Here is a 26,224-nt window from a genome sequence, read left to right as displayed (position 1 = left end):
GGATTATAACTTAATTACTAGCTGCGTCTGCATCTTCAGGGAACCACTGTTTTAATAACGCCCGTGCATCTTGTAATTGATTTTTCCAAGTGTCTTGGCCAATAACAATAGGTTTAAGTAAAATAACCAATTCTTTCTTTTGTACCGATTCACTTTTGCTCTTAAATAATGCCCCGACAAGTGGAATATCACCAAAGAAAGGTGTTTTAGACTCTAAGTCAACTTTACGGGTTTCAATCAGACCACCAATGACAACAATTTCACCTGATTTAGCGCGAATAATGGTATCAGATTCACGCACACTGCTTTGTGCCAGTGGCAAGATAATATCTTGATCACTTAAACGGATAGTTTTTGTTTGCTCATCCGTGATAGTGACCGATGGATGAACATGCAGAATAACTTCACCATCAGCATCAATTTGCGGCGTTACATCAAGAGCAATACCTGAAAAGAAAGGCGTTAAATCAATTTCAGGTGTCGTTGTGGTTGAAGTACCTGTGGTGGTTGTGCTGGAAACATCAGTAACAAAATACTCGTCTTCACCGACTTTGATGATGGCTTTTTGATTGTTAGTGGCGGTAATTCTCGGGCTAGAAAGTACCTGCACATTACCTTGTGTTGATAATAATTCAATCACACCACTGAAGTCTTTATTGAGGAAGCTTAAGTTTGTTACGCCACCAATGGCCGAGGCAATCGCATTACCTGCAATATTGCCCGTTGTTGAAAAATCAATGTTAGTGCTTTCAATGTGCCCTAGCACTTGATCCCACTTTACGCCTTGTTGATAGTCGTCATTTAAGGTCACTTCCATTATTTTCGCTTCAATAATTACCTGACGGCGTAAATGCTCTTCGGTACTTTCAATAAAGCGTTTAACTGCGGTTATCTCAGCAGGCATGGCTTTAATGGTAATCAGGCCAGCTTGGGGAGATACAATCACAGAGCGACCATTTTCACTGCCAACCAACACGGTTAATGTTTCTTTTAATTCAGACCAAAAATCAGATTCATTTTCAGTATAAATATTGACACCACTACTAGTACCACCGCCTTGATTACTGCTATCGCTATTGCCACCGCTGTTGCCACTATTGCCACCGCTGTTGCCGCTATTGCCACCGCTGTTGCCGCTATTACCACTGCCACCACTGGAACTATTGCCAGAAACACCACCAGAGTTGACACTAGTACTAGAGATACCGCTGCGTTTAACATACAAGTAGTCTAATGGAATAGTTTCAGTGCGAATACCCGCTGGATACACTTGAATAACGCGGCCTTCACGGCGAATATCATAGCCATAGAGTGACTCAATCACGTCAAGAGTTTCATCTAAGGTAACATTTTTTAAATTCAGGGTGATGGTACCACTCACGTCAGGATGAACCGCGATGCTGTAAGGTGAATCATCAACAATAGCGGCTAAAAACTGCTCAGCGGCAACACCACTAGCGGCAATTTCTAGGCGTTTTTCGGCTAATAAGCCATGACGGGCTTGTTGAGTTTCTTTTTGCATAAGCTCTTGACGAACAGAGTTGGGTAAAGCTTGCAGTGGTTTAGGCGCTGCCGGCTGATTGGCTTGAGCAATCGCTTTGTCTAATGCTTGTGTTACATCAGTGGGCGGTTTTGGCGCTGATTGACAACCCACCAATGCCAGTACTGCTGAACAACATAACAATTTCATTGCGTGCTTTTTATTTTTATATGCTTTTTTCATTGTGAGTTCGCTATAACACTGGAAAATAATGATAATTCCATTCTACCTTGTGGCGAATCTAATACCACCCCATTGGCATTGATTGCAATCAATGCAAAGCCTTTATATTTATCACCGATATTAAGGACTTGACCGTTAATAATCGCTTTTTTGTTGTTATTACTTTTGATCACTGACTGCAAAACTAACCTTGTGCTCTTTTCGCTACTATTAGTGGTAGTGGATACTGAGGCTACTGCACCAAAAGGTTTGGTGGGATCAACCTGTTGACTATTTGCGTATTGAGGCAAAAATAGCAGTAATGCAACGAGTATAATTTTATACACCAATAAACTCCTGTGCTGTACTTAAGCTATAAATTTCAATTTCTAGCTCACTTACTGGATACACTTTTAGTTGATAGTCAAATTCTTGCCAAAAAAATGTCCAAGACAAACGCTCTAATTGGGTTAAATAGTCTTTTAACTGAAAATATTGCCCTTGCAGTTTAATGTTAATGCCATGACGATATAACTGTAATTGTTGGGCCTGTGCCTTGATGTCACCAACGGTCGCGCTTGCTATTTTATCAGTTGCAGGCTTAGTTTTGCTTTGTGTAACCGCACGGGCGGGGAGCACTTTAAATGAAAGTAATTTAACGCCTTTTTGTAACTTTAATAGTTTAATCAAGGCATAACGCATTTGAATAGGGTCAATTAAATCAGAGGTTAACGTGAGCAACCTCTCGTCAATACCACCAAGTTTAGCTTGATATTGTAATAACTGTTTTCGCAAAGCAACATTAGGGTCTTCACTTAATGCTTGCTCTAATACTTGGATCGAATCCTGATTGTTTTTATTGTTTTGCTCAGTATGTACTACTTGTTTATTAAGCTGCTCAACACGCTGAATTGCTGCCTCCAAGAACAAACTATACAAGATGAATATTATGGCCACTAAACCGCTAGCAATAATTAAATATTGCTCACGTGGTGTGGTATTGCTGAATTTCTCACTGTAAGCCAACCACTGTGCCATGGTGCTACTCCCCTTCACTTTGTGCAGAGCTAACCACAAACTCAGTTAATTTTTGTTCATTTTCCGTTAAAGAAAAATTAATAAATCGCTGACCTGAAAGAAATGTTGATGATTCAAAACCAGATAACCAATTAGGTACGGCGTCAGGTGTACGTGCAAGACCTGAAAAAGTCATATTACCATGACCAATATTAACTTTTTGTAAGCTAATATTATTATCGTGCAACGCTGCCAATTCTTCCATCGCTTTAGAGAAACCGGCACTATAGGTTTTTGTTGGGTCGGTTAATTGTTGGTGTAAATGCTGTTTATTTGCAATCACTAGCTTAATGGTATTGAGTTGCGCTAGTAACTCACTGTCTTGGCGATTATTACTAATGGCCGATTCTAAATTTTGTAACTGTAGTTTTTGCTGACTATTGAAAGATTTTGCTGTTGCAAATTCTGTTGTTAAGTTACTCACTTGCAGTTGCACAATAAAAATCAACCCGAGCATAACCACTAGAGTCGTTCCCCATAATGCTACAACACGGTTGAGTGTCCATAACGCTTTCACTGTTTGCAGTTCAGCCTGCAATAAGTTTATTGAATATTTAGCCATCTTGATTTGGCTCCATAAAATTTAACTGTGTTGCGCCAATAGCGACGGCGCTGCCTCGAAGGCTTTCTAATGTCTCTGGCATAGCAAACAATTTAACCTCTACATTGGTGTTCTGTGCCAACTGACGGGCTAAAAATGCTTCTTGTTCCACGGGTAGCAAAATTTCAATCGTTTTGATTGGCGCTTGTTTTAATTGTCGCTCAAAGTAATCGGTGGAACGTTGAATCTCTAAACTCAGAGAGTCGATAATACCCATAGTTAATTCATCTTCACTTTTATTGGCAATTTGTGAAAAACCACGCAAGCGTCGACTGAAAAATAGTTGGCCGCCTTTAACAATTAAAAGATTTATTTCTTCATTAGGCTGCTGGCAAACAAACAGGACGGCGTCTTCTTGCAATGGCAGTAAGCTTGCAAAGGCAAACTCTTCAGTCGTTATACTATTTATATTGAGTTGTGCATCGTTGAATATGGAGACCAGCGCCATCAGATCATTTTTAGCTACGCAAACAACATTAATTTTTTCATGCCCCCCGGCTAACGTTGGGCCATCGAAGTAATCCAACATCATATTGTCAGGTGCTATACTGACCAAGTCTTTTATTTGCCATTTTAACGCAGCCTTTATTTCGGCATCTGGCACATTAGGCTTATCTACTTGTACAATTTGCGAATGAGCGTGTGCCAACACTAAATGACATTGTCCTGACAAGGGTTCAACACTTAGCAAAGCCTTTAGTGCTTTTGCAATTGCATTGCCTTTATTTTCAAAAACTTCACCTTTACTTTCATTAGCCTTTCTAACGAAATAACTAATAGATTGCTGTCGCAAAGCGACACCAATCAAGTCCGTGGATTTTACTTTTGAGAACGCATTTTTTATACGTGTAATAATAGACATTAAGCGATATTATTATTTTGTTTAGTTTTGATCATAAAACTATTATCGCTGATTCTATACTCGGTGCAAGTATTTTCATTACTTCATGCCTTAAGATGCAAAATAAGATACAAAATAATGAGCAAAATTCATGCCTACTTTTTCAGCATTACAAACTATTACTCATCCTCTTTTTACTCAGCATAAAATAACCGTACAGGTTAAGCGTGATGATCAAATTCATCACGTTATTTCTGGTAATAAATGGCGCAAACTCAAATACAACTTACGCTACGCAAAATCTATTGGTGCTGACGGTGTTATAACTTTTGGCGGTTGTTTTTCAAATCATATTCATGCTTGTGCGTTCGCTTGCCAACAGCAGCAATTGCCTGTTATTGGCATTATTCGTGGCGAAGAACACAATCAAGACAATTATACGCTAGCCTGGGCTAAGCATTGGGGCATGCAGTTATCTTTTGTTGATCGAAAAACCTATCGGCTGCGCTCTGAAGACGGCTACTTACAACAGTTGCAGCAGCAATACCCTAACCACTTTATTATTCCTGAAGGTGGCAGTAATACGCTCGCGTTAACCGGTGTTGCTGAAGTGATTGATGAGCTAAAACTACAAAGTGAATTTGATACCATTATAACCCCGGTCGGTAGTGGTGGTACCTTGGCAGGGCTTATTATTGGCGACCAATCACAACATAATCTCTTAGGCATAGCGGTACTAAAACAACAAGGTTATCTTGAAGATGAAGTAAAGGCGTTATTACCGTCCAGCGATAAAGATCAGCAAAACTGGCAAATAGCGCATCAATTTCATCGGGGTGGTTACGCTAAGTTTAGTGCGCAAGATGCAAAAGAAATACGCCATTTTAATGACATAGTCGGTATTGATTTTGAACCGGTTTATTCAGGGAAAATGATTTTAGCGCTACTTGAACTTATTAAGTCGGGTTATTTCCCCGCGTATCATCGTATTGTGCTGCTGCATACAGGTGGCTTGCAAGGTCTCGCTGGCATGTTTGAACGAGGTTTACTTAATCCAGCGCAATGGCCTGTACTGCCTGTGCCACAGGTTCAGTAAAAAAGTGGCCTTGACCACCTTTTATACCCAGTTGCAGTAAAGCACGCCATTCGGCTTGTTTTTCAACCCCTAAGGCGTAAACCGGAATGTTTTTAGCTGCGGCTAGGGTTTTCAAACTTTGAATAAATACTTGGTTTTCTATTTTTTTATCTATGTCTATTACAATACTACGATGTAATTTCATCGCATAGATAGGATAAATATTAATATAACGAGCACTGACAACATATTGACCCACTTTGTCAGCGATTATTTTCACCCCTGCCGTGCTTAAAGCGGCTAACGTGGGTTGTAATTTTGACAAATGATTAACTAACTGATACTCGCTAATTTCAATCATTAGCTGGTCTTTGACTTCAGGGAAGCTGCTCAATATTGAGATAAATTTCTCCGCAAACCCAACTGATAACAGCGAGTCTATTGAAATATTAATACTACACTTATTTTGTTGGGCTTTTTTGGCCGTTAACATACGACAAACTTGTACAAGGATGAGTAAATCTATTTGCACCATGAGTCCACATTTTTGTGCCATGGGAAAGAAAACACGGGCACTGATTAAAGTGCCATTTTTATCTTTAACTTTTGATAGCACTTCATGATGCAGCACTTTAGCACTATCACTGGCAATAACAGGCTGAAAAAATATGACAAAACCATTGCCGTTTATCGCGGCATTGAGCAAGGTTCGCCATTTTAATGACCCTTTCGCTTTGACGACAGCTAACTCACCCGCTTCAAACATAAACCATTGAGAGGGCCCTTGTAACTGTGCCGCACGTAACGCCATATCGGCTTCTGACATTATTTGATAGGGTACTTGTTCAGCACCAAAATAACTGATGCCGATGTGAACAAACTCTTCTTGATTGATCCCGACCGGCATCACTACACTGGCTAATTTTTTCAATAATAGATCCGCTAATTTCTCAACATCCTTAATGAAAACATTCGGTATTAACACCGATAGCTCATCATCACTGTGCCGCGCAAGAAAATAGCCGGGCTGGTCTTGTAATCTTTGCTTAGTGACTTGAATAAGGGTTAATAAAAGCGACATGGCTTGCTGATAGCCGTATAAGTTTTGTACCAAGTCTATTTCTTTAAATTGGATCAAAAACACTGCCCCTTGGGCATCATCCTCTTTAAGCAAGGCTTGTAATCTATTATCGAAAAAAGCTCGGTTACCAATACGGGTTTCTTGATCCAGTAAAGCGCTAGCTCGAATACTTTGATCCCAAGCAATATCATTAGCGGCATTGTCATTTATTTGTTGCTGTAATTGACGAATGGCCAAGGTAATAGTTTCTATCTCTTGCGATGAGTTATCAATAGCAAGTGCATTAGACGAGCCCTGCATTAGAGTGACACTGGCCCAACGCTCCAATTGTCGTAAAGGTTTAAGCTTGATGACTAACTCTTCCTGCAGTTTTTTTTGCACTAGCCAGCCAATGACAAATAATACTAGGGTGAAGAAAAGGTGTAATGGCGAGGTAAATACTAGATAAATGGGCTGTTGAAAACTTAGATACCAGCGAGTGTTAGTAATAGCTAACTGGCGGGAATTACCTTCTTTTTTTAGTACTAGTCGAGCAAAATTTGTCTTCAATAAAGCGGTTTTACTGGCAATATTTTCTAATTGCTGGTTATTGAGCGCTAATGCTTCTAGGGTATGGTGTTGGCTATTCTGCGCTTGGTAAACCGCTAGCACCGAAAAAACACAAACCAACAGATAAAGTACTACCATTATCATAAATAGGGATTTTATCTTCAGTTGTTCTATTAGTTTAGCCTTTGCCAACATGAGCACTCCATTGCTAAATAAGTTTTTTTAAGAGCCACTTAAAATCAATTTGATTAATTAAGTCATCTACTGTTTTATGTAAAAATGGGTAAACCACTAGCATAAAATTTAATCAGAAGTTTTGCTACTTATAGATTTTATAACGCCATATTTTTTTCATTTTAACCATTAAAGTAAACAGGTAATTAATCAATTGGGTATAACTACATTCTTTTAATAGCTTGTATTATATCAAGCTAATTAAACTAATTGTAGACCATAAAAAAATCAATATATTTTTAGTTTTTTGTTGATAACTTTTCTTTAACTACTTTATTTTAATGGTAATAAAACTGCTTGCTGGCATTTTATTGACAAGCTATTGTGGATAATTGATTTATAAATAGCTAACCTTTTACACATAAAAAAACCCTGAACTCATCACGAATTCAGGGTTTTCAATAGATGATTACTTAAGGCAATTAAGCTTGAGCAATAACAACAACTTTAATTGTTGCATCTACATCGTTGTGCACGTGAATTACGATATCGAATTCACCTGTTTCACGGATGCTACCTAATGGTAAACGTACTTCAGCTTTAACAACTTTAACACCAGCTTCAGTGATTGCATCAGCAATATCACGAGTACCAATTGAACCAAATAATTTACCTTCATCACCGGCTTTAGAAGCGATAGTGATTTCAGCTAATTCAGTTAATTTAGTCGCACGTGCTTGTGCAGCAGTTAGTTGCTCAGCTAGTTTAGTCTCTAAGTCAGCGCGACGAGCTTCAAAGTGCTCAACGTTTGCTTTAGAGGCAAAAACAGCTTTGCCCTTAGGTAGTAAAAAGTTACGAGCGTAACCAGATTTAACTGTTACCTTGTCACCAAGGCCGCCTAATTTGGCGATTTTATCAAGAAGTATTACTTCCATTTTCAAAACCCCTTATTAGGTTACTTATGTAAATCAGTATATGGCAACAATGCTAAGTAACGAGCACGCTTGATCGCACGACCAAGTTGACGTTGATATTTAGCACTTGTACCAGTAATACGGCTAGGAACAATTTTACCACTTTCAGTGATATAGTTTTTTAGTACAGCTGTATCTTTATAATCGATTGCAGCAGCACCTTCCGCTGAAAAGCGGCAGAACTTGCGACGTCTAAAAAAACGAGACATGGATTTCTCCTAATATGGCTTAAGTTATTAAGGTGAAAACACCGTTAAATAAAAATAGCCTAAATTAAATCATTTCAATTTGTTGGGCATGTAATACTAAAAGCGGATTTCCGTTTCTAGATTCATGACGGTTTATAAAACCAGTCACTTTAACATTACAGCCTTCAATTAAATCACGAGTTAAGTGTTGTGACACTTTACCTGTTGCAACAACTTGTATTCGAACAAACGCTTGTCTGTTCATGCCCGCCTCATTTTGTATGGACTTGTGGTCCATTGAAAACTGACAATGTTGAATACCCGCTGGGCTGGTTGACGTTTTAGGTACTTTTAGCACCTGTCCGGTTAACACCAAGCAATTCTCTTGGCTATTATTCATAGGCAGAGAGTTGGTCACAGGTTACTTATTCTTCGCTCGCAGCTTCTTCTGCTGGTGCTTCAGCAACTGGTGCTTCAACAACTGGTGCTTCAGTAGCTGGTGCTTCTGTAACCTCTTTCTTCACTTCGCGACGCTCATCACGACGGTCTTCTTTAGCAACAGCCATAGCTGAAGCTTCAGTAACCGCGTCTTTAGTGCGCATAATCATGTTACGAATAACTACATCGTTGTAACGGAAAGAAGTTTCTAGTTCATCAATAGCTACTTGAGGCGCTTCAATGTTAATTAAAACATAGTGTGCTTTGTGCAATTTATTGATTGGGTAAGCTAATTGGCGACGGCCCCAGTCTTCAAGACGGTGGATTTTGCCTTCAGCATTAGTGACGATGTCACTGTAACGCTGAATCATAGCTGGTACTTGTTCACTCTGATCAGGGTGAACCATAAATACGATTTCGTAATGACGCATTACGAGCTCCTTACGGTTGTAGCCTCATTGTCTGGCTCAGCCAACACCAGTTGAGGCAAGGAACAAAAGTTCAGGCTGAATTAAGGAGGCACATTGTAGGGAAAATGAGCAAAAAAGGCAAGAAGATGCTGTATATAGTTTTTTTATTTAATTTTAAACTTAAAATTCATCAACTTGAGTGGTTTAGGTACAGATGCAACTAGCCTAATAGAGCTAAAACTTGTCCGCTTCAAAGGCTGTTTTTACTTATGGTGAGTCAATATTTGCAGAATGTTGATACTTAATGAGACAAGTAATAATGGCGCAGGAAAGACTAGCAAGCATGAACTAACCCGCACAAAGCAGTATTTATGTGGGTTAGGGCTAGGAGCAGATCAAACAAAAGCACTTCAAGCTAAATTCATCAGGACGAAAAAATTCAGCTTGGAGTTAATACTCAATGCGTTAGACGTTGTCGTACAATTTCAAATAAGCAAATACCGGTTGCCACTGAGACGTTTAAGCTTGAGACGCTACCCGCCATAGGTAGCTTAACCAATTGGTCGCAATTCTCCCGAGTTAAACGGCGCATGCCTTTACCTTCTGCTCCCATCACTAAGGCCATTGGCCCAGCCAATTTGACATCATAAAGACAAGTCTCGGTTTCGCCGGCTGTGCCAATAATCCATACACCCGCTTGTTGTAACGCTTTCATGGTTCTTGATAAATTAGTCACTTGCACTAAAGGCACAGCTTCTGCTGCACCAACGGCGACTTTTCGTACGATTGCACTCAAGCGAGCGGCATTATCTTTGGGCACAATAATCGCCTGCACACCCGCAGCATCAGCATTTCGTAAACATGCGCCTAAGTTATGTGGGTCAGTCACGCCATCTAAAATCAATAAAAATGGTGCTTGTTCTTTACCTGCTGCCTCAGCAAGAATGTCATCTAAATCGGCTTCAGTGAAGACTTTTCCTGGTTTAACACGTGCCACAACACCTTGGTGCTGATCACCTTCACTTTTATCATCCAGTACTTTACGGCTCGCCATTTGTGCAGGTATGCCGTATTGTTGCGCTAAGTTAATAATCGGCATTAACCGGTCGTCTTCACGACCTTTTAGTAGCCATAACTCAATAAATCTTTCAGGTGCATTTTCAATCAAGGCTTTTACAGCATGAATGCCAAATACTAATTCTTCTTGCTTTGCCATAAACTTATTTCTTTCTCTATTAATTAATTACTTTAAAAGCTTGTCTGCATTATATTTGCTAACACAGCCACTATATGACTAATCGGTTGTTTTACGGGCATTTTTACCCGGACGTTTTTTTCTCGCCTTGCGCTTTTTGGCTTTAGTCGTGGTTTTGTCACTGGCTTTATCATCAGGTTTAGCTGACTTTTTATTTGGCTTAGCTTGTTCGCCTTCTGCCTTGGACTTGCCAGCAGTGCCTTTGCCACGTTTATGCTTATCGCTGCTTTTACCTTTTGCTGCCGGTTTAGCACGTTTAGTGACGGCGTTTTCACCCGCTAAGGCTAAATCGATTTTTTTCTCATCAAGATTAACCGCGGCAACTTGTACTTCTACCGTATCGCCGATGTGATACTTAGCGCCGGTATTTTCACCGGTTAAGCACATACGTACATCATCAAAATGATAATAGTCATGACCTAGCGAGGTAATATGTACTAAGCCTTCGATATGTAGGTCGGCTAAACGAACAAATAAACCAAAGTTAGTTACCGTTGAGATCACACCAGTAAAAGTATCGCCGACATGATCTTGCATATATTCACATTTTAGCCAATCAGAAACATCACGCGTGGCGTCATCAGCACGGCGTTCAGTCATCGAGCAATGTTCACCCAGTTCGATGACGGCTTCCGGTGTATAACTATGTGCGCCAGCATTGGCTTCATCTTGTGCTTGCTCATCTAAAATGGCTTTAATCACACGATGCACAACTAAATCTGGGTAACGACGTATCGGCGAAGTAAAATGGCTGTACGAGGGTAATGCTAAACCAAAGTGACCTATATTTTCACTTTGATAAACGGCTTGGCGCATTGAGCGCAAGAGCATGGTTTGAATCAGCTCTTGATCAGGTCGGTCAGCTATTGTCTCTAAAATATGGCAATAATCCATAGGTTCAGGTTGTGCTTTGGTCTCTCCCATCGAAGATAAATCAAGCCCTAGCTCGTTTACGTAGCTGATAAAATTATTATATTTATCTTCGCTAGGCTTATCATGAACACGGAATAAACCGGGTTTTTTATGTTTTTCAATAAACTCTGCGGTCGCAACATTGGCTAAAATCATGCACTCTTCAATGATTTTATGCGCGTCATTACGCACCATAGCCACAATAGACTCTATTTTTCTCTCGCTGTTAAAGAGAAACTGTGATTCTGTGGTTTCAAAGGCAATAGCGCCGCGTTTAGTACGAGCGGCCGCTAGCACATGATACATAGTATTGAGATTTTCTAAATCAGGGATTAAAGCCTGGTATTGTGTGCGTAATTCCCCGCGATAGTCATCATCCTTTTGTTCTGGGTTCACCCCTAGGATGGTCGCCACTTTACTATAAGTGAAACGCGCTTTAGAGTTCATCACGGCAGGATAAAATTTAGATCCCGCTAAATCTCCTGCTGCGCTGATGGTCATTTCACAAACCATACAAAGGCGATCAACATCCGGGTTTAACGAACACAGTCCATTAGAGAGTTTTTCCGGCAACATAGGAATAACTTGGCTAGGAAAATATACCGAATTACCGCGAGAAATAGCTTCTTCATCTAATGCGGTTTTATTACGCACATAATAACTAACATCGGCTATAGCCACCCATAAGGTCCAGCCGCCATCGGCATTGGGTTGGCAATAAACGGCATCGTCAAAATCTCGGGCGTCTTCGCCATCTATGGTCACTAGGGGTAAATCACGTAGATCAACTCTTGGCGCTTTTGCTGATGCTTCAACTTCATCGGCAATACCGCTAACTTCGGCAATAACTTCAGCAGAAAACTGGTTAGGCAAGTCGTGTTCACGCAAGGCAATTTCAATTTCCATGCCTGGTGCCATGTGTTCACCGAGTACTTCAATCACTTCACCAACGGCGTTCGAGCGCTTGGTGGGTCTTTGAATAATGTTAACGACCACGACTTCGCCATGGCGAGCGCCTAACTTTTTATCGGGTTGGATCAGAATTTCTTGTTGAATACGAGCATCATCTGGGATCACGCAGGCGATATGATGATCAACAAAAAATCGCCCAACAACACCGGCAGTGCGAGGTTTAATCACATCAAGTATTTTGACTTCTTTACGACCTTTACGATCGCTGCGATCAAGCAATATCGCTTCAGCAATATCACCATGGATAACCCGTTTCATTTCATAAGAAGAAATATAAAAATCTTTGTCACCATTGTCGGGAGAAAAAAAGCCAAAACCATCACGATGACCAATAACTTTGCCGGTTAACACATCACTACGCTTTGCTATGGCATATTGCTTAAATTTATTAAAGACAATTTGACCACTGTTTTCCATGGCACGTAATCGATGTTTCACGCCCACTACCATGTCGTCATCAGTATATTGCAATTGACTCACAAGGGCTTTAAACGTCGGTGGGATGTTTGATTTTTCGATCAGAGACAATAGCAGCTCACGGCTCGCTACTGGCTTGTCATATTTGTCAGCTTCTCGCTGTTGGTGCGGGTCGTTTTTGGTCACATTTATTCAATAATGGTTTTTTGTTTAGTATATCGTAGATTAACGCTATACCCAAGCCACTTCAATAGGCAGGCTGTGCTGTGTATTGAGGTGGTTAAAACCTAGCGAGATAAAAATTGAAACATTAATAAAAGTACAGTTTATCGACTTGAGCCTTTAATATTGGCCATTTTTGGCGGCATTGACTACACGTTCTGGCATTTTTTTCGTTAGCTTTGCTAAGTGCTGAGCGATAACTTTATGCGTTTTTTTGTCGTCAGTCACTGATTGGTGTAATTGCGTGTATAGCTGAGGAAAATCCAATGGGCTACCATGACCAGCTAAATACATATTGGCTAATCTAAGCTGAGCTTTTATGTTATTCAATGCGGCTGACTCTTTAAGAAAAGTAATAGCTTGATTAATATCTACTTGTACGAATTTACCCAGATGATAATAGCGCCCCATTTGCTCTAACGCTTCAGGTAATCCCTGATCGGCTGCCGCTTGCATATAATGTAAGCCCAAAGGTACATCTTTTTTTATGCAAACACCGTAGGCAAGCATATCCCCCCAAAGGAACTGATAGCCTGGCATTTGCGCCTTTACCGCTCGCGCTTCAATATCTTGCACCAGTTGACAATCATCAATAACTACTTGGCTTAAATGCTTGTTTTCTTTTATTAAATCAAGCAAGACGTTATCACTATAAATTTGCACAGCCCTCAATTCAGCAGCAGAGGCACTCATAACATGAGTTATTGTCAATAAGATCGCGATAAGTAGTTTTTGCATAATGCCTCTTTGCACAATTTGTAATTCAAGGTGTGATTCAGGGTGTCACTCAAGTTAGGTCATGCTTTATATCGGCCGTTAGTATAAATAACTTAGTAAACAGCTCATAATATTTTTTGACACTTGAGGTAAGTTACTTTTAAGCAGACAACTAACTTATCTTATTTAGCTGATTTAACAGATTTAACAGATTTAACTTTAAGCAAATAAAATATCAAGATAAATACATATAAGTAAGTCTCTTTTGTTCGCTAATGGCTGAAGCGATTAACGCTAAGGGCTTTGATGTAGATCGCAATCAAATAAGCGAACTTTTATGACGGGAATACTGATAAAATTTAACAAAAGGCAAGCTCCAGTTGTACTCAATTGGAGCTTGCATTCAATTGAGCATAACAAACTGAAATTTGCCTGTGTTATCACAAAAACTGCCCTCATTTACCCAAGGGCTAACTTATCCCAATTGACATGCTTTACTTTCTAAAGTCCACCATAGCTTGTGCAACAAAGTAGGCATACATAGTATAAATGGCAGTATTGACCTTAAGTGCTTCAGGTTCAACTTTGTCCAAAGTATCATTTTCAGTATGGTGATAATCAAAGTAATTTGAGCCGTCTGGTGCAAAGTCAATGCTTGGCATACCTGCGTCACTTAATGCACTCATATCCGACTGACCTTTGGCATTATTCTCTGGTGCAAGCGCTACACCCATTGGGGCCAAGTATTGCGCTAATTCACGTATTGCATTGAGCGATTGTGCACCCACACCAGGGGTCATTTTATATATACGCCCTATGCCAAAATCCCACTCAGCACCCATAACATGCGCCGCCATATCATCTTTATGATCTTTGACATATTGCTTTGCGCCTAATAAGCCCACTTCTTCAGCGGCGAATAAAATCACCCGAATGCTGCGTTTTGGACGTTCAGGCAATTGCCCGATGTGATGCGCTGCCGCCATGACCATACCTATACCTAAACCATCGTCTAATGCGCCTGTTCCTACATCCCAACTGTCTAGATGAGCACCTAAGGCGACAATTTCTTCTGGAAACTCACTACCGGTAAACTCGCCAATAACATTGGCCGACGTTGCAACCACTTCAGCTTTAGTTCTAGCCGTCATTTTCAAATACAGACTAACGGCTTCGCCACGCTTAAGTTGATTAACTAATAAATCAGCATCAGGGTTTGATAAAGCGGCCGCAGGAATTTGTTTAACTTTATCTTTATAACGCATGACCCCAGTATGAGCGGTACGGTTATTGTCTGTTCCTACTGAGCGCATCACTAGGGCAGAAGCCCCTTTTTGTGCAGCGACAACGGCGCCATTAACGCGCGTACCTACAGCAGGACCATAGCCGTTACCGTCGATATGACGCTCCATTTGATAGGAAACAAAGGCTATTTTGCCATTTAGGCTATTATCTGGTGCCGCTTTTAAATCAGCAAAAGTTTCAAAATGCGCTATCTCAGCGGTCAAACCTGCTTTAGCTGTACCTATGCTGCCACCAAGCGCTAAAACCACTACGTCATGCGGATACGGTGCAACAATGCGGGCTTTTGCCTCACCACGTAACCAGTAGCTACCGGTGACTTCTTCGGTCCATACTTTATCAAAGCCTAAGGCTTTCATTTTATTAACCGCCCATACTATCGATTTTTTATCCCCTGTTGAGCCCATCATGCGATGACCTACTTCGGTAGTTAATGACTCGATTAATTGGTAGGATAAATCTGATTGCAATGCCGTTGTTTTTAACTGCTTTAATTGCGCTTGTTGCTCAGTATTGAGTTGTTGTGCACTAGTCGTAAAACTACCCACACTCATTAACACGGCTAGACAAGTGCCGGCAATCAATTTTGTTTTTGTGATCATATTTTTCCTTAACTGTATTATTTTCTATTGATGGTATCGTTACCATTAATCAACTTGAGATCAGTATCTATAAAAGGTAATTAACTTGCAATCACTTCGCCTGATTTTGCTCATATCACCAATATTAAACCCTAGGTAAGTGTAAAGATAAACTGCCCTTTAAAACGCAAAAACAAAGAGCCTATTGTTTTATAACGATAAGTTAGCGATCTTGCCTTAGGTTTTTAATCTTCGCTAAGCCAAGATCAAAAAAGCCGACTGTCGTCGGCTTTTATTTACAATCGATGGTAATTAAATCGAGAAAGAAGAACCACAACCACAAGTTGTACTCGCATTTGGGTTGCTTACCAAGAAACGACTGCCTTCCAAGCCTTCAGTATAATCAACTTCGCCGTCAACTAAATACTGTAAACTCATGGGGTCAATCACCATGGTAACGCCTTTTTTGACTATGGTCATATCGCCATCATTGACTTTTTCGTCAAAGGTAAAACCATACTGAAATCCTGAGCAGCCTCCGCCTGTAACGTAGACACGCAATTTCAAGTCTGGGTTTTCTTCTTCCGTGATCAACGATAATACTTTGGTCGCTGCAGCATCGGAAAATTTAATAGGTAATTCAGTATTTGACATATAACTCAACTTAAAACGGATGAACTAAAGTAATTATCTTAAACTTGACTGTTTTAGTCAAGTATTATGGTGAACTCTGCGTAATATTATCAATACTTTTCAGCCATGGATAATTATGATCGATACGATTATATTTTTGCCATCTGCTTTTTGGTAATATTGCGGCCACATTGATGGTTTCAGGGATAAAGTTTTCCGGTAAGGTTAACTCGCCACTTATAATTTGAAAGTATTGAAAGCTAAAGGATAGATCTTCCTTGTTGAGTGTCGTCAGCTCAGACAAGTCAATGCTAGTGGGCTTATTATTTAAACTGCCAATAATAGTCAACTCAATAAAACCTTTCGCATAACGCTTACGTAATACTTGTTGCACCAACACCACTTGAAAACGGTAATGAGCAGGACTTTGGCTTTTTGTTAAGGTCACATCGTCAATGACTAGGCCATTTGCTTGTTTCTCAGGTGCCATGACTTTTTCATAAAAAGCGAGTTCTTTTTTAACTTGAAAGTGCGCTTGTTCAATCCGTTTTAAGGTTTGTTGGCTGCGTGCATTCGCCATACGTTCAACTTCAAGCTCAACTACTAACGTATTGATGTGTTGAGTCTTCTCAGCTAATTCTTGATAGATAAAATCTAAGCGAGCTTTTTGCTGTGCTAAGGTCTGATTCTGATAACCATGATAAAAATTACCTAGGCGATAGCCGCAGAATAATACAATGGCCAGGATCACCAGCAGTAAAATCGCTGAACTAAAGCTTCCTAGGCGCATCACCACAGTGCGGAAATTTATTTTTGCTAACCAATTCATTTGAAAGTATTATGATATCCAGAGTGTCTGTAAATATGTCCAATAAAAATAACTCAATATGAAGACAATAACTCAACTAAAAAAACGTCTCGCCGTGCCACAAACGTCATGGCAACTCTGTTTACTAGCCGCTATTGGGGGTTTTGCATCGGCGTTGTTAGTTGTGCTATTTATTTTTACCATTGAAGGCATTCAGTTATTTTTTCTGCCCGAAAAAGACGACTATAACAGCATAAGCGCTTTAAGTCGTTTTCAATTACCTATTATGGGTGCTGTCGTTATTCTCTTATTTGCTTGGGTAACTGGTTACAAGTATATCCGCAGCGGCATTCCCTTTGTCTTACATCGTTTAAAAGTTGCCAATGGTGTCATGCCATTTCGTAACACGGTTAATCAATTTATCGGTAGTGCCGCCGCACTTGCTGCTGGTTTTTCAGTAGGCAGAGAAGGTCCTGCTGTGCATTTAGGCGCCGCCTGTAGCAGCTATATTGCCAACAAGTTAAATTTACCTTATAACGCCATTCGCAGCTTAAGTGCTTGCGGTATTGCGGCGGGTATTGCCGCTTGTTTTAATACCCCAATAGCCGCGGTTTTATTTGTGATGGAAGTTATCTTACGAGAGTATAAAGTGCATATTTTTATACCGGTAATGATTGCGGCTCTGGTTGGGTCGATGACCACCAGTCATATTTTTGGTGTCAGTCACGAATTCGGCCATTTTACCGCCATTACTTTAAACATCGACCATTATCTTGTTTTGGCTATACTCGGCATGGTGCTAGGTGTTTTCGCCTTTATTTTTAATCGCAACCTGATATTAGTGATCAAACACAGTGCTCGTTTTCACCTTGTGCCAAGAATACTGACTGCGGCATTAATTACTGGCAGCTTGGGTTATGCACTGCCTTATGCGATGGGAACCGATTTAAGTGCGATTAATTTTTCTTTGCAAAATAGTCTTGAATTGCAACTACTACTGGGTTTATTAGTCGCAAAAGTACTGATGACCATTTTTGCGCTTGGCTTAGGCATACCCGGCGGTATTATTGGTCCTATTCTTGGTATCGGCGCTATCGCAGGAACCTGTGGCTCTGTGGTCGCAAGCTACTTTATCAACGGTGACATTTCTGCCAGTGACTTTGCGTTAATGGGCATGGCCGGCTTTATGGCTGCGACACTTAATGCCCCGTTAGCGGCATTACTCTGTGTGGTGGAAATGTCTAATCAGATAGAGATTATTGTACCCGCCATGATAGTTATCACTAGTGCTTGTGTGTTTTCTGGACAATTTTTTGGTAATCGTTCAATTTTCATTCTCCAGCTTGAGATTCAGGGCTTACCCTACCGACAACCCCCTATTGAGAAGTTCTTACAGCGCATTGGAGTCATTGGGGTGATGGATGAGCGCATCACCCTGTTACGACAAGTCGATGATAAAACTATTGCCACGGCATTATCAAAGCAAAAACCACAGGATAATGTTATCCACCAGATAAAACGGCCTGATGAAACAACACAATTTGTTTTTTACCAGCAAAGTATGACGGACATAGACGCTAAGCCGACGCTAAAAAAACACACGCTGATCCCGCTTTCTAGCCAATCAACACTGACTGAAGCCTATTTGCTGCTAATGAAAAAAAGGACGGGTGGTGTTTATATATATCAAGATAATCCAGATGAAATTATGGGTATAATAACCTTTGATTATATTAGCTCTTATTTATTAAAAGGAAAAACCAACTGATGGTTACCATTCTCTGGCTTAAAGCATTCCATGTTTTTTTTATGGTCGCGTGGTTTGCCGGTATCTTTTATTTACCACGCATTTTTGTTAATCATGCCGAATCAGCGGAACCTCATGTACATCAACACCTTAAAGGCATGGAGCGACGATTACTTTATTTTGTTACCCCCTTTGCCCTATTGACGGTTTTGTTAGGTATTGCCATTATTTATCAATATGGCTATCCCTGGTTTGCGGCGGCAAAATGGTTACATGTGAAAATATCCTTGGTGCTGCTATTACTCATTTATCATGGTTACTGCTTTAAATTAGTCAAAATATTTGCTGCTGATAAAAATACTCGTTCTGGCAAGTTTTATCGCTTTTTCAACGAAGTACCTGTAATTATCTTACTGATTGTCATACTGCTGGTTTATCTAAAACCTTTTTAAGCTTGGCATATTAAGCTGTTGGTTATAACTTGCTATATCCAGCGCGAATTAATGCCCAAAAGCTATGTTTATCAGTACTGACAGATGTAGTTATAACACCCTGTACAAAGCGTATAGGGTGCTAGGTAAGTCTTACTCTAGCCTATTAGATTGACGATAAAAGTAAGATTTATCCGCTATAGCAAGTGGTAATATCTAAGCATAATATCAAGCCATACTTCCAAACCACAATATTAAGCCGTAAAATTTAAATGCTGAACAAGCACAGAGACATCTTATACTGTCTATCGGTGGCGCTTAGTCAACTGACTACAGCCCTTGCATTGCCAAGGCTGTAATCTTGTTTAACCCTCTCAACAGTTTAGTCAAACTCCAGACATTTTCTTAATTCAAATCCTGATAATACATTCTCAGCATTCAACTTTTATGCTATATTTCGCAACAATTTTTCGTTGTTGGCTTAACAGCAACAATCCACTATATAATAAAATTATCAAATCAGCTGGCACAGTGCCTTGCTAAAGATTTAGATAATCTAGGTATTATCTATGATGAAATTTGAAGGAAGCCATATCTTATCTGTATCGCAGTTCGATAGAGAGAGTATTTCCCGTATTTTAGAGATTTCAACCTTAATGGCGCCCTACGCCATGCGAAAAAAGCGCTGTCATGTACTTGAAGGGGCGATATTAAGTAATTTATTTTTTGAACCCAGTACTCGCACCCGTGTTAGTTTTGGTACCGCCTTTAATTTACTGGGTGGTTTTGTCAGAGAAACGGTTGGACAAGAGAACTCTTCACTTTCAAAAGGCGAGTCATTATTTGACACTGCCCGTGTTATTAGTGGTTATTCAGACGTGATTGCCATGCGCCACCCTACCATGCACTCGGTTGCTGACTTTGCTAAAGGCAGCAGTGTGCCTGTGATTAATGGTGGCGATGGCGCTAACGAACACCCGACACAGGCACTACTGGATTTATTTACCATACAGTCAGAAATGGCGCGTTATGACATGGGGCTAGACGGCTTAAACATTGTTTTAATGGGCGATCTTAAACATGGTAGAACCGTGCATTCTCTGTCTAAATTAATTAGTTTATATAACAATATCAAAATCACTATGATTGCCCCTAAGGCTCTGCAAATGCCAGATAGTATAGTGGCTACCTTAACTGACGCTGGACACCAAGTGGTTATTACTGACAAAATTGAAGGCAACTTGGCCTGCGATGTTATTTACCAAACCCGTATTCAACAAGAGCGTTTTGCCAGTAAAGATGAAGCCGACTTATACCGTGGTCACTTTAGTTTGAATCGAAAAATTTATCAGCAATATTGCCACGAACATACGGTCATCATGCACCCATTACCGCGCGATTCTCGTGCTGAAGCGAATGAACTCGATATCGATTTAAATGACCTAGATAATTTAGCCATATTTCGCCAAGCGCAAAACGGTGTACTGGTACGTATGGCATTATTTGCCCTAAGTTTAGGGGTTGAAAACCAACTTAGCCATTATGAGAAGCCTGTCATTTGGCACACCAATAAATACTAATTTTAACCTCAATAGTTAGGTTACCTTAACCGCGAGTAGCATATTATGACCAAAAATTCTCAGCAATTATTTAATGCCGCCCAAGAAGTTATTCCTGGTGGCGTAAATTCACCGGTTCGTGCCTTTAATGGCGTAGGCGGCACACCACTGTTCATCAAAAAAGCTCAAGGGGCTTATATTTTTGATGTTGATGGTAAGCAGTATGTCGATTATGTTGGTTCATGGGGACCGATGATTTTAGGCCACAATCACCCAGCAATTCTGGCCGCCGTGATTGAAACTGCCCAGAACGGGCTTAGCTTTGGCGCTCCAACAGAACTTGAAATAACCATGGCTGAAAAAGTGCGTGAAATGGTTCCTTCAATGGAGAAGTTACGTATGACCAGTTCAGGCACTGAAGCAACCATGAGCTCTATACGATTGGCCCGTGGCTTTACGGGTCGTGACAAAATATTAAAGTTTGAAGGTTGTTATCACGGCCATGCCGACTCATTATTGGTCAAGGCTGGCTCAGGCATGTTAACCATGGGCGTGCCAAGTTCTCCCGGTATTCCTGAAGATGTTGCTAAACACACGTTAACCGTTAGCTTTAATAACCTTGATGAAGTAAAACAAATTTTCGCTGAAATGGGTGATGAAATCGCTTGTATCATTGTTGAACCTGTTGCTGGCAATATGAACTGTGTTCCACCGGTCGAAGGTTTCTTGGAAGGATTACGCGCCATTTGTGATCAATATAAAAGCCTCTTAATTTTTGATGAGGTTATGACCGGCTTTCGCATTGCTTTAGGTGGAGCCCAAGCTCACTACAACATAGTGCCTGATTTAACTACTTTAGGTAAAGTTATCGGTGGTGGCATGCCGGTAGGAGCTTTTGGTGGTAAAAAAGAAATCATGGATTACATTGCCCCTATTGGTCCAGTTTATCAAGCAGGCACATTATCAGGCAACCCTATTGCTATGGCAGCTGGTTTGGCAACGTTAAATGAGCTATCTAAAGATAATAAGCACGAACAACTCAGTGCTACGACAGAAAAGCTAGCAATGGGCTTAAAAGCCGCTGCAGAGCGCAATGGTATATCATTAGCGGTTAATTATGTTGGCGGTATGTTCGGTTTCTTTTTTACTGAGGAAGAAAACGTGACTTGCTTTGCTCAGGCAACCGCATGTGATGGTGAAAAGTTTAAACGCTTCTTTCATTTGATGTTGGATGAAGGCGTTTATCTTGCCCCTTCTTCCTTTGAAGCCGCCTTTGTATCAACGGCACACGGTGATGCAGAAGTTGAATTTACCTTAGCCGCGGCTGATCGTTGTTTCGCTCAGCTGTAGACTTTACATTATCAAGCAGACAATAAAAAAGGTAAGCATAACGCTTACCTTTTTTAATGGATAACAAAATTCCAATATACTTAATTTTGCTTAATTTTTTACTACCGACAGGCTAGGCTTTTTCACTTTTGATGCTTGAGTGCTTTGCTGCTTAGCTGACGCTTTAGTCGTTACCTTGCTATCTACTGCTTTGACTGAAGACATTTTCACCGGTGAGGGTAAAGGTTCCTCAGTAATAGTGCCTGGCTCAGGGTGCTCAATCGCTAGCGATGTGCCAGCACCATTTTCTTTGGCATAAATAGCCACAACAGCACCATAAGGTATGCTCATGTTTTCAAGCTTGCCGCCAAAACGTGCGCTAAGCTCAATAATTTCTTCACCCATGGCAATACTACCCACAGCTGACGGCGAAACATTTAACACGATTTGACCGTCATCAACATAAGACATAGGCACAATAACGCCATAAACATTCACATCAACAACAATGTAAGGTGTTAGGCCGTTATCAAAAATCCAGTCATAAAAAGCCTTAACAACATAAGGCTTATTTGAGCTCATTTCACTTGTCATAGCTTACGACTTTATACTGGAGCGCCAAAGCGTAGTTCACGCTCAGACTCAGTTAATGACGCTTGAAATGATTCACGTTCAAAGACTCTTAACATATAAGTTTTTAATTCTTTTGAGCCTTCACCATCAAGCTCAATACCCATAACAGGTAAACGCCACAATAGCGGAGCTAAGTAACAATCAACCAAACTGAATTCTTCACTCATAAAATAAGGCGCTTCATTCAAAATAGGTGCAACACTTAACAAGCTTTCTTTCAATTCTTGACGTGCTTTTGCGGCGGCATCAGCTGGTCCACTGTAGATAACTTTAGCTAGGCTGTACCAGTCTTGTTCGATACGATGCATCATTAAACGGCTACGACCACGAGATACCGGGTAAACTGGCATAAGTGGTGGATGCGGAAAACGCTCATCCAAATATTCGATAATAATTGACGCTTCATAAAGCGCTAATTCACGATCAATTAACGTAGGCACTGTTCCATAAGGGTTTAAATCCAATAAATCCTCAGGTAAATCGGCTAAGTCGACCAAGTTAATATCAACTCCGACACCTTTCTCTGCCAACACGATGCGGGTTTGATGACTATACATATCATCTGCATGCGAATATAAAGTCATAACAGAGCGTTTGTTTGCGGCGATGGCCATAATGCCTCCAAAAAATTCTTATTTAAAAAACTAACAAAGGGGGCCAAAGCCCCCAATAATATCTAAAGTTTACACGGTTTCACAAAACATTTGTAATTAGTGTACATCTCTCCAGTATTCTTTCTTCAGTAAATAGGCAAAGAACAACAAGATAAAGAGGAAACCAATAACCCAATAACCTAGGCTTTCACGCTCAAGTTTATTTGGCTCACCGGTGTATTCCAAGAAGTTGGTTATATCACGAACAAAAGTATCATATTCTTCTGTTGTCATTGAACCGCCAGTAGCCTCAGAAAGATTACCGTGCTCATCTATTGTTTTAACACCTTGAAGGTTTTGTAATACATGTGGCATACCCACATCTTTAAAAACTTTATTGTTAACACCGAACGGACGACTTTCATCAACATAAAAAGATCGCAAGTAAGTGTAAATCCAATCAGGGCTTCTAAAGCGTGCTTCAAGTGTTAAATCTGGTGGCGCGCCACCAAACCACTTAGCCGCATCTTTAGCTGGCATAGTGTTAGTTATATGATCACCCACTTTTTCACCGGTGTACATATAATTTGCTAGGCCATCTTCATCAGAAATACCCAGGTCAGCAAAAGTGCGATTATAACGCTGATACTGCAACTGGTGACAAGCTAAACAATTATCAATAAAAGCTTCAAAACCACGTTTTAACGAGGCTTTATCACGTAAGTCATTATTAGCCTCATCTAATTGTATGCTGGGCCCAGCTGCCGAAACGAGCATAGGAAGCACAGCTAAAATTGCTATAATAAATTTTTTCATTTTCCTGTCACCCTATCTGGAACTGGCTTCGTTTTTTCGTTTTTACTGTAAATCCAGATAGCCACGAAAAAGCCAAAGTAACCGAAACTTGCCACAACACCAATCATGTTATTCAGTGGCGATGCAGGTAAAGTACCTAAAACACCTAAAATAATAAAACAAATAGCGAATTGAACAAGGTTTACCGTATGAGCGGTACAACGGTAACGTATTGATTTAACCACACCACGGTCACACCAAGGCAACATGAACAAGGCGATAATAGCACCAAACATACCCACAGCGCCTAAAAGCTTATCAGGAATAATACGTAAAATGGTGTAGAAAGGACCAAAGTACCATACAGGTGCTATATGCTCTGGTGTTTTCAGGCCATTAGCCGGCTCAAAGTTTGGCGCTTCTATAAAGTAGCCACCACCTTCTGGCGCAAAGAACATAACCCCACAGAATATAATTAAGAAGATCACAATAGCGACCAAATCTTTTACTGTGTAGTAGGGATGAAAAGGTATAGCGTCAACAATGTCGTACTTCTTAGTGTACTGCTCATGAAAGGCAAATTTACTTAACTCTTCGGGAGCCACGCTGCCTTTAGGCTTTTTAATATTAGTGCCGTCTGGGTTGTTTGAGCCCACTTCATGTAGCGCTAAAATATGTAGGAAAACTAACACGACCAGCACTAATGGCAAGGCAATAACATGTAAGGCAAAGAAACGATTTAATGTCGCTCCTGAGATAACATAATCACCACGTATCCAGAGCGTTAAGTCATCACCAATGATCGGAATAGCACCAAAAATGGAGATAATAACTTGCGCTCCCCAATATGACATATTACCCCAAGGTAATAAGTAGCCCATAAAGGCTTCAGCCATTAATACCAAGAAAATCAGCATACCGAACAGCCACAATAATTCACGAGGTTTTTGGTAAGAGCCATACATCATGCCACGGAACATATGCATGTAAATAACAACAAAAAATGCTGATGCACCCGTTGAGTGCATATAACGTAATAACCAACCGTAGTCGACGTCACGCATAATATACTCTACAGAAGCAAAGGCACCTTCACCTGATGGTTCGTAGTTCATTGTTAACCAAACACCCGTTAACAATTGGTTGACTAAAACAACACTCGCTAAAATACCAAACACATACCAAAAGTTGAAATTTTTTGGTGCTGGGTATTGTGTAACATGCTTGTTTATTGCTTCCATTAAGGGTAGACGCTGTTCGATCCAATCCATTAATTTAAAAGACATTATGCTTCTCCTCCAGACACACCAATGAGTAAGGTATCTTCATTTGGGAAAGAGTGTTCAGGCACCATCAAGTTAGTCGGTGCTGGGACATTTTGGAAAACACGACCGGCCATATCAAATTTAGAGCCATGACAAGGACAGTAAAAACCGTCTTTAACACCAGCAACTTCCTGATCAAAGTCACCTTTGCGGTAAGTTGGTGCACACCCTAAATGCGTACATACACCCAGTGCCACCAATAAATCAGGTTTAATCGAGCGATGTGCATTCATCGCATAAGCAGGCTGTTGTGGCACTTCTGATTGTGGATCTTTTAATTGGTCATCATGTGTACTTAAACCAGAAAGAATTTCTTCTGATCTACGTACCACATACACTGGTTTACCGCGCCATTCAGCACGAATTAATTGACCAGGCTCTATTTTGCTTACATTGACTTCAACCGGCGCACCTGCGGCTTTCGCACGAGCACTAGGGTTCCAAGAACCAATGAAAGGCACAGCCACACCGACAACACCAATACCACCGACTACCGAAGTAGCTGCAGTCAAAAAGCGTCGACGACCGTTGTTAACAGGCGCATTGCTCATTCAAACTCTCCAATTATTATCTAGCTAATACAACAACACATGACTAAGAGGATTACCTAGTTATTGTGTAGATTGTTGATCTACTAAATCAACGATAAAAATGATCTACTAAATCAACGATAAAAAAATTGCTCTGATAATAAAGAAAACCCTCGTTTTTTACAAGGCAATTAACCTTTTCAAGACAGGTTTATGCAAATAAAAGTCAATTATTATAACCACGCACCCAATGAATAAAAACTATTCGTATTTATGGCTTTATTACCTTGCAAGTTGCCATAAAATAGCGGTCAGTTTTAAGTGTTTAACTGGCTATTAAAAAGAAAAAACAC

The 26,224-nt window shown here is 40.4% G+C and carries 26 protein-coding genes; 5 read left to right on the top strand and 21 right to left on the bottom strand.

Translation table 11 applies throughout. The features are described from left to right. Positions 1 to 10: 10 nt before the first annotated feature. From mshL to H4J54_RS13850, 5 genes are read right to left on the bottom strand one after another with little or no spacing between them, the layout of a single operon-like run. The gene (mshL, locus tag H4J54_RS13870; protein WP_259367073.1) at positions 11 to 1,723 is read right to left on the bottom strand and encodes a pilus (MSHA type) biogenesis protein MshL; all 1,713 of its coding nucleotides are present in this window, start codon (positions 1,721 to 1,723) and stop codon (positions 11 to 13) included. Next, on the bottom strand, positions 1,720 to 2,049 hold the full coding sequence (locus tag H4J54_RS13865; protein WP_182191582.1) for a hypothetical protein: 330 nt from the start codon (positions 2,047 to 2,049) through the stop codon (positions 1,720 to 1,722). Before H4J54_RS13865 ends, mshL begins: the two co-directional genes overlap by 4 nt. Next, positions 2,042 to 2,740 carry a hypothetical protein gene (locus tag H4J54_RS13860; RefSeq protein ID WP_182191580.1) on the bottom strand — a complete coding sequence of 233 codons (699 nt, stop codon included), beginning with the start codon at positions 2,738 to 2,740 and terminating at the stop codon, positions 2,042 to 2,044. Before H4J54_RS13860 ends, H4J54_RS13865 begins: the two co-directional genes overlap by 8 nt. A 4-nt stretch (positions 2,741 to 2,744) precedes the next feature. After that, positions 2,745 to 3,341, bottom strand: coding sequence for a PilN domain-containing protein (locus H4J54_RS13855; RefSeq protein ID WP_182191577.1), 597 nt, complete (start codon positions 3,339 to 3,341; stop codon positions 2,745 to 2,747). Beyond that, positions 3,334 to 4,242: an MSHA biogenesis protein MshI gene (locus tag H4J54_RS13850; protein ID WP_182191575.1), complete on the bottom strand. Its 909-nt coding sequence runs from the start codon at positions 4,240 to 4,242 to the stop codon at positions 3,334 to 3,336. Before H4J54_RS13850 ends, H4J54_RS13855 begins: the two co-directional genes overlap by 8 nt. A 130-nt stretch (positions 4,243 to 4,372) precedes the next feature. On the opposite strand from H4J54_RS13850, the gene H4J54_RS13845 reads away from it, so the two are divergent. Further along, entirely contained in the window at positions 4,373 to 5,317 is a 945-nt protein-coding gene (locus H4J54_RS13845; RefSeq protein ID WP_182191573.1) for a 1-aminocyclopropane-1-carboxylate deaminase/D-cysteine desulfhydrase, read from the top strand. Here the strand turns inward: H4J54_RS13845 and H4J54_RS13840 are convergent. From H4J54_RS13840 to H4J54_RS13790, 11 genes are all read right to left on the bottom strand, one after another. Beyond that, on the bottom strand, positions 5,271 to 7,121 hold the full coding sequence (locus tag H4J54_RS13840) for an EAL domain-containing protein (protein WP_182191571.1): 1,851 nt from the start codon (positions 7,119 to 7,121) through the stop codon (positions 5,271 to 5,273). The genes H4J54_RS13845 and H4J54_RS13840 overlap by 47 nt on opposite strands. Positions 7,122 to 7,582: 461 nt before the next feature. Continuing rightward, positions 7,583 to 8,035: a 50S ribosomal protein L9 gene (gene rplI, locus H4J54_RS13835; protein WP_146879299.1), complete on the bottom strand. Its 453-nt coding sequence runs from the start codon at positions 8,033 to 8,035 to the stop codon at positions 7,583 to 7,585. Between the two features lie 20 nt (positions 8,036 to 8,055). Further along, complete coding sequence (gene rpsR, locus H4J54_RS13830; RefSeq protein ID WP_077283912.1) at positions 8,056 to 8,283, bottom strand: 30S ribosomal protein S18; 228 nt, start codon at positions 8,281 to 8,283, stop codon at positions 8,056 to 8,058. A gap of 64 nt (positions 8,284 to 8,347) precedes the next feature. Then, a complete protein-coding gene (gene priB, locus H4J54_RS13825; RefSeq protein WP_404851907.1) occupies positions 8,348 to 8,680 on the bottom strand; it encodes a primosomal replication protein N in 333 nt (110 codons plus the stop codon). 7 nt (positions 8,681 to 8,687) lie between these two features. Further along, entirely contained in the window at positions 8,688 to 9,131 is a 444-nt protein-coding gene (rpsF, locus tag H4J54_RS13820) for a 30S ribosomal protein S6 (RefSeq protein WP_182191569.1), read from the bottom strand. Positions 9,132 to 9,567: 436 nt separating this feature from the next. Further along, positions 9,568 to 10,326: a 23S rRNA (guanosine(2251)-2'-O)-methyltransferase RlmB gene (gene rlmB, locus H4J54_RS13815; RefSeq protein WP_182191566.1), complete on the bottom strand. Its 759-nt coding sequence runs from the start codon at positions 10,324 to 10,326 to the stop codon at positions 9,568 to 9,570. Positions 10,327 to 10,404: 78 nt separating this feature from the next. Continuing rightward, the gene (gene rnr / locus H4J54_RS13810; protein WP_182191564.1) at positions 10,405 to 12,852 is read right to left on the bottom strand and encodes a ribonuclease R; all 2,448 of its coding nucleotides are present in this window, start codon (positions 12,850 to 12,852) and stop codon (positions 10,405 to 10,407) included. 156 nt (positions 12,853 to 13,008) lie between these two features. Then, a complete protein-coding gene (locus tag H4J54_RS13805) occupies positions 13,009 to 13,626 on the bottom strand; it encodes a tetratricopeptide repeat protein (protein ID WP_182191562.1) in 618 nt (205 codons plus the stop codon). Positions 13,627 to 14,099: 473 nt separating this feature from the next. Further along, on the bottom strand, positions 14,100 to 15,509 hold the full coding sequence (locus tag H4J54_RS13800) for a M20/M25/M40 family metallo-hydrolase (protein WP_182191560.1): 1,410 nt from the start codon (positions 15,507 to 15,509) through the stop codon (positions 14,100 to 14,102). 291 nt (positions 15,510 to 15,800) lie between these two features. Next, entirely contained in the window at positions 15,801 to 16,142 is a 342-nt protein-coding gene (gene erpA / locus H4J54_RS13795) for an iron-sulfur cluster insertion protein ErpA (RefSeq protein WP_182191558.1), read from the bottom strand. A gap of 64 nt (positions 16,143 to 16,206) precedes the next feature. Next, a complete protein-coding gene (locus tag H4J54_RS13790; protein ID WP_182191556.1) occupies positions 16,207 to 16,950 on the bottom strand; it encodes a DUF6776 family protein in 744 nt (247 codons plus the stop codon). Positions 16,951 to 17,008: 58 nt separating this feature from the next. Between H4J54_RS13790 and H4J54_RS13785 the strand changes: the two genes are divergently transcribed. The 4 genes from H4J54_RS13785 (at position 17,009) to hemL (ending at position 22,016) form a co-directional block, all read left to right on the top strand. After that, positions 17,009 to 18,697, top strand: a complete 1,689-nt coding sequence (locus H4J54_RS13785; protein WP_182191554.1) for a chloride channel protein — start codon at positions 17,009 to 17,011, stop codon at positions 18,695 to 18,697. After that, positions 18,697 to 19,128, top strand: a complete 432-nt coding sequence (locus H4J54_RS13780) for a CopD family protein (protein ID WP_182191552.1) — start codon at positions 18,697 to 18,699, stop codon at positions 19,126 to 19,128. Before H4J54_RS13785 ends, H4J54_RS13780 begins: the two co-directional genes overlap by 1 nt. Positions 19,129 to 19,676: 548 nt before the next feature. Further along, the gene (locus H4J54_RS13775) at positions 19,677 to 20,687 is read left to right on the top strand and encodes an aspartate carbamoyltransferase (RefSeq protein ID WP_220464247.1); all 1,011 of its coding nucleotides are present in this window, start codon (positions 19,677 to 19,679) and stop codon (positions 20,685 to 20,687) included. Positions 20,688 to 20,732: 45 nt separating this feature from the next. Beyond that, on the top strand, positions 20,733 to 22,016 hold the full coding sequence (gene hemL / locus H4J54_RS13770; protein ID WP_182191550.1) for a glutamate-1-semialdehyde 2,1-aminomutase: 1,284 nt from the start codon (positions 20,733 to 20,735) through the stop codon (positions 22,014 to 22,016). A 90-nt stretch (positions 22,017 to 22,106) separates the two neighbouring features. Here the strand turns inward: hemL and H4J54_RS13765 are convergent, their stop codons facing one another. From H4J54_RS13765 to petA, 5 genes are all read right to left on the bottom strand, one after another. Then, the gene (locus H4J54_RS13765; RefSeq protein ID WP_259367072.1) at positions 22,107 to 22,589 is read right to left on the bottom strand and encodes a ClpXP protease specificity-enhancing factor; all 483 of its coding nucleotides are present in this window, start codon (positions 22,587 to 22,589) and stop codon (positions 22,107 to 22,109) included. A gap of 11 nt (positions 22,590 to 22,600) precedes the next feature. After that, positions 22,601 to 23,242 (bottom strand): stringent starvation protein SspA, encoded by a 642-nt coding sequence (gene sspA, locus H4J54_RS13760; RefSeq protein WP_182191549.1) that lies wholly within the window; start codon positions 23,240 to 23,242, stop codon positions 22,601 to 22,603. Positions 23,243 to 23,338: 96 nt separating this feature from the next. Continuing rightward, positions 23,339 to 24,037 carry a cytochrome c1 gene (locus H4J54_RS13755; protein WP_182191547.1) on the bottom strand — a complete coding sequence of 233 codons (699 nt, stop codon included), beginning with the start codon at positions 24,035 to 24,037 and terminating at the stop codon, positions 23,339 to 23,341. Then, positions 24,034 to 25,302, bottom strand: coding sequence for a cytochrome bc complex cytochrome b subunit (locus H4J54_RS13750; protein WP_182136668.1), 1,269 nt, complete (start codon positions 25,300 to 25,302; stop codon positions 24,034 to 24,036). Before H4J54_RS13750 ends, H4J54_RS13755 begins: the two co-directional genes overlap by 4 nt. Next, positions 25,302 to 25,892: a ubiquinol-cytochrome c reductase iron-sulfur subunit gene (gene petA, locus H4J54_RS13745; protein ID WP_182136669.1), complete on the bottom strand. Its 591-nt coding sequence runs from the start codon at positions 25,890 to 25,892 to the stop codon at positions 25,302 to 25,304. Before petA ends, H4J54_RS13750 begins: the two co-directional genes overlap by 1 nt. Between the last annotated feature and the right edge of the window lie 332 nt (positions 25,893 to 26,224).

Source organism: Colwellia sp. MB3u-8 (genome assembly GCF_014076985.1).
Lineage (GTDB): Bacteria > Pseudomonadota > Gammaproteobacteria > Enterobacterales > Alteromonadaceae > Cognaticolwellia.
This window is presented reverse-complemented; position numbering and strand designations above follow the sequence as displayed.

Bases quoted from the DNA above. Each gene is read 5' to 3' on its own strand.
- mshL (WP_259367073.1), bottom strand. From the start codon at position 1,723: ATGAAAAAAGCATATAAAAATAAAAAGCACGCAATGAAATTGTTATGT.
- H4J54_RS13860 (WP_182191580.1), bottom strand. From the start codon at position 2,740: ATGGCACAGTGGTTGGCTTACAGTGAGAAATTCAGCAATACCACACCA.
- H4J54_RS13855 (WP_182191577.1), bottom strand. From the start codon at position 3,341: ATGGCTAAATATTCAATAAACTTATTGCAGGCTGAACTGCAAACAGTG.
- H4J54_RS13850 (WP_182191575.1), bottom strand. From the start codon at position 4,242: ATGTCTATTATTACACGTATAAAAAATGCGTTCTCAAAAGTAAAATCC.
- H4J54_RS13845 (WP_182191573.1), top strand. From the start codon at position 4,373: ATGCCTACTTTTTCAGCATTACAAACTATTACTCATCCTCTTTTTACT.
- H4J54_RS13840 (WP_182191571.1), bottom strand. From the start codon at position 7,121: ATGTTGGCAAAGGCTAAACTAATAGAACAACTGAAGATAAAATCCCTA.
- rplI (WP_146879299.1), bottom strand. From the start codon at position 8,035: ATGGAAGTAATACTTCTTGATAAAATCGCCAAATTAGGCGGCCTTGGT.
- rpsR (WP_077283912.1), bottom strand. From the start codon at position 8,283: ATGTCTCGTTTTTTTAGACGTCGCAAGTTCTGCCGCTTTTCAGCGGAA.
- rpsF (WP_182191569.1), bottom strand. From the start codon at position 9,131: ATGCGTCATTACGAAATCGTATTTATGGTTCACCCTGATCAGAGTGAA.
- rlmB (WP_182191566.1), bottom strand. From the start codon at position 10,326: ATGGCAAAGCAAGAAGAATTAGTATTTGGCATTCATGCTGTAAAAGCC.
- H4J54_RS13805 (WP_182191562.1), bottom strand. From the start codon at position 13,626: ATGCAAAAACTACTTATCGCGATCTTATTGACAATAACTCATGTTATG.
- H4J54_RS13800 (WP_182191560.1), bottom strand. From the start codon at position 15,509: ATGATCACAAAAACAAAATTGATTGCCGGCACTTGTCTAGCCGTGTTA.
- erpA (WP_182191558.1), bottom strand. From the start codon at position 16,142: ATGTCAAATACTGAATTACCTATTAAATTTTCCGATGCTGCAGCGACC.
- H4J54_RS13790 (WP_182191556.1), bottom strand. From the start codon at position 16,950: ATGAATTGGTTAGCAAAAATAAATTTCCGCACTGTGGTGATGCGCCTA.
- H4J54_RS13785 (WP_182191554.1), top strand. From the start codon at position 17,009: ATGAAGACAATAACTCAACTAAAAAAACGTCTCGCCGTGCCACAAACG.
- H4J54_RS13780 (WP_182191552.1), top strand. From the start codon at position 18,697: ATGGTTACCATTCTCTGGCTTAAAGCATTCCATGTTTTTTTTATGGTC.
- H4J54_RS13775 (WP_220464247.1), top strand. From the start codon at position 19,677: ATGATGAAATTTGAAGGAAGCCATATCTTATCTGTATCGCAGTTCGAT.
- hemL (WP_182191550.1), top strand. From the start codon at position 20,733: ATGACCAAAAATTCTCAGCAATTATTTAATGCCGCCCAAGAAGTTATT.
- H4J54_RS13765 (WP_259367072.1), bottom strand. From the start codon at position 22,589: ATGACAAGTGAAATGAGCTCAAATAAGCCTTATGTTGTTAAGGCTTTT.
- sspA (WP_182191549.1), bottom strand. From the start codon at position 23,242: ATGGCCATCGCCGCAAACAAACGCTCTGTTATGACTTTATATTCGCAT.
- H4J54_RS13755 (WP_182191547.1), bottom strand. From the start codon at position 24,037: ATGAAAAAATTTATTATAGCAATTTTAGCTGTGCTTCCTATGCTCGTT.
- H4J54_RS13750 (WP_182136668.1), bottom strand. From the start codon at position 25,302: ATGTCTTTTAAATTAATGGATTGGATCGAACAGCGTCTACCCTTAATG.
- petA (WP_182136669.1), bottom strand. From the start codon at position 25,892: ATGAGCAATGCGCCTGTTAACAACGGTCGTCGACGCTTTTTGACTGCA.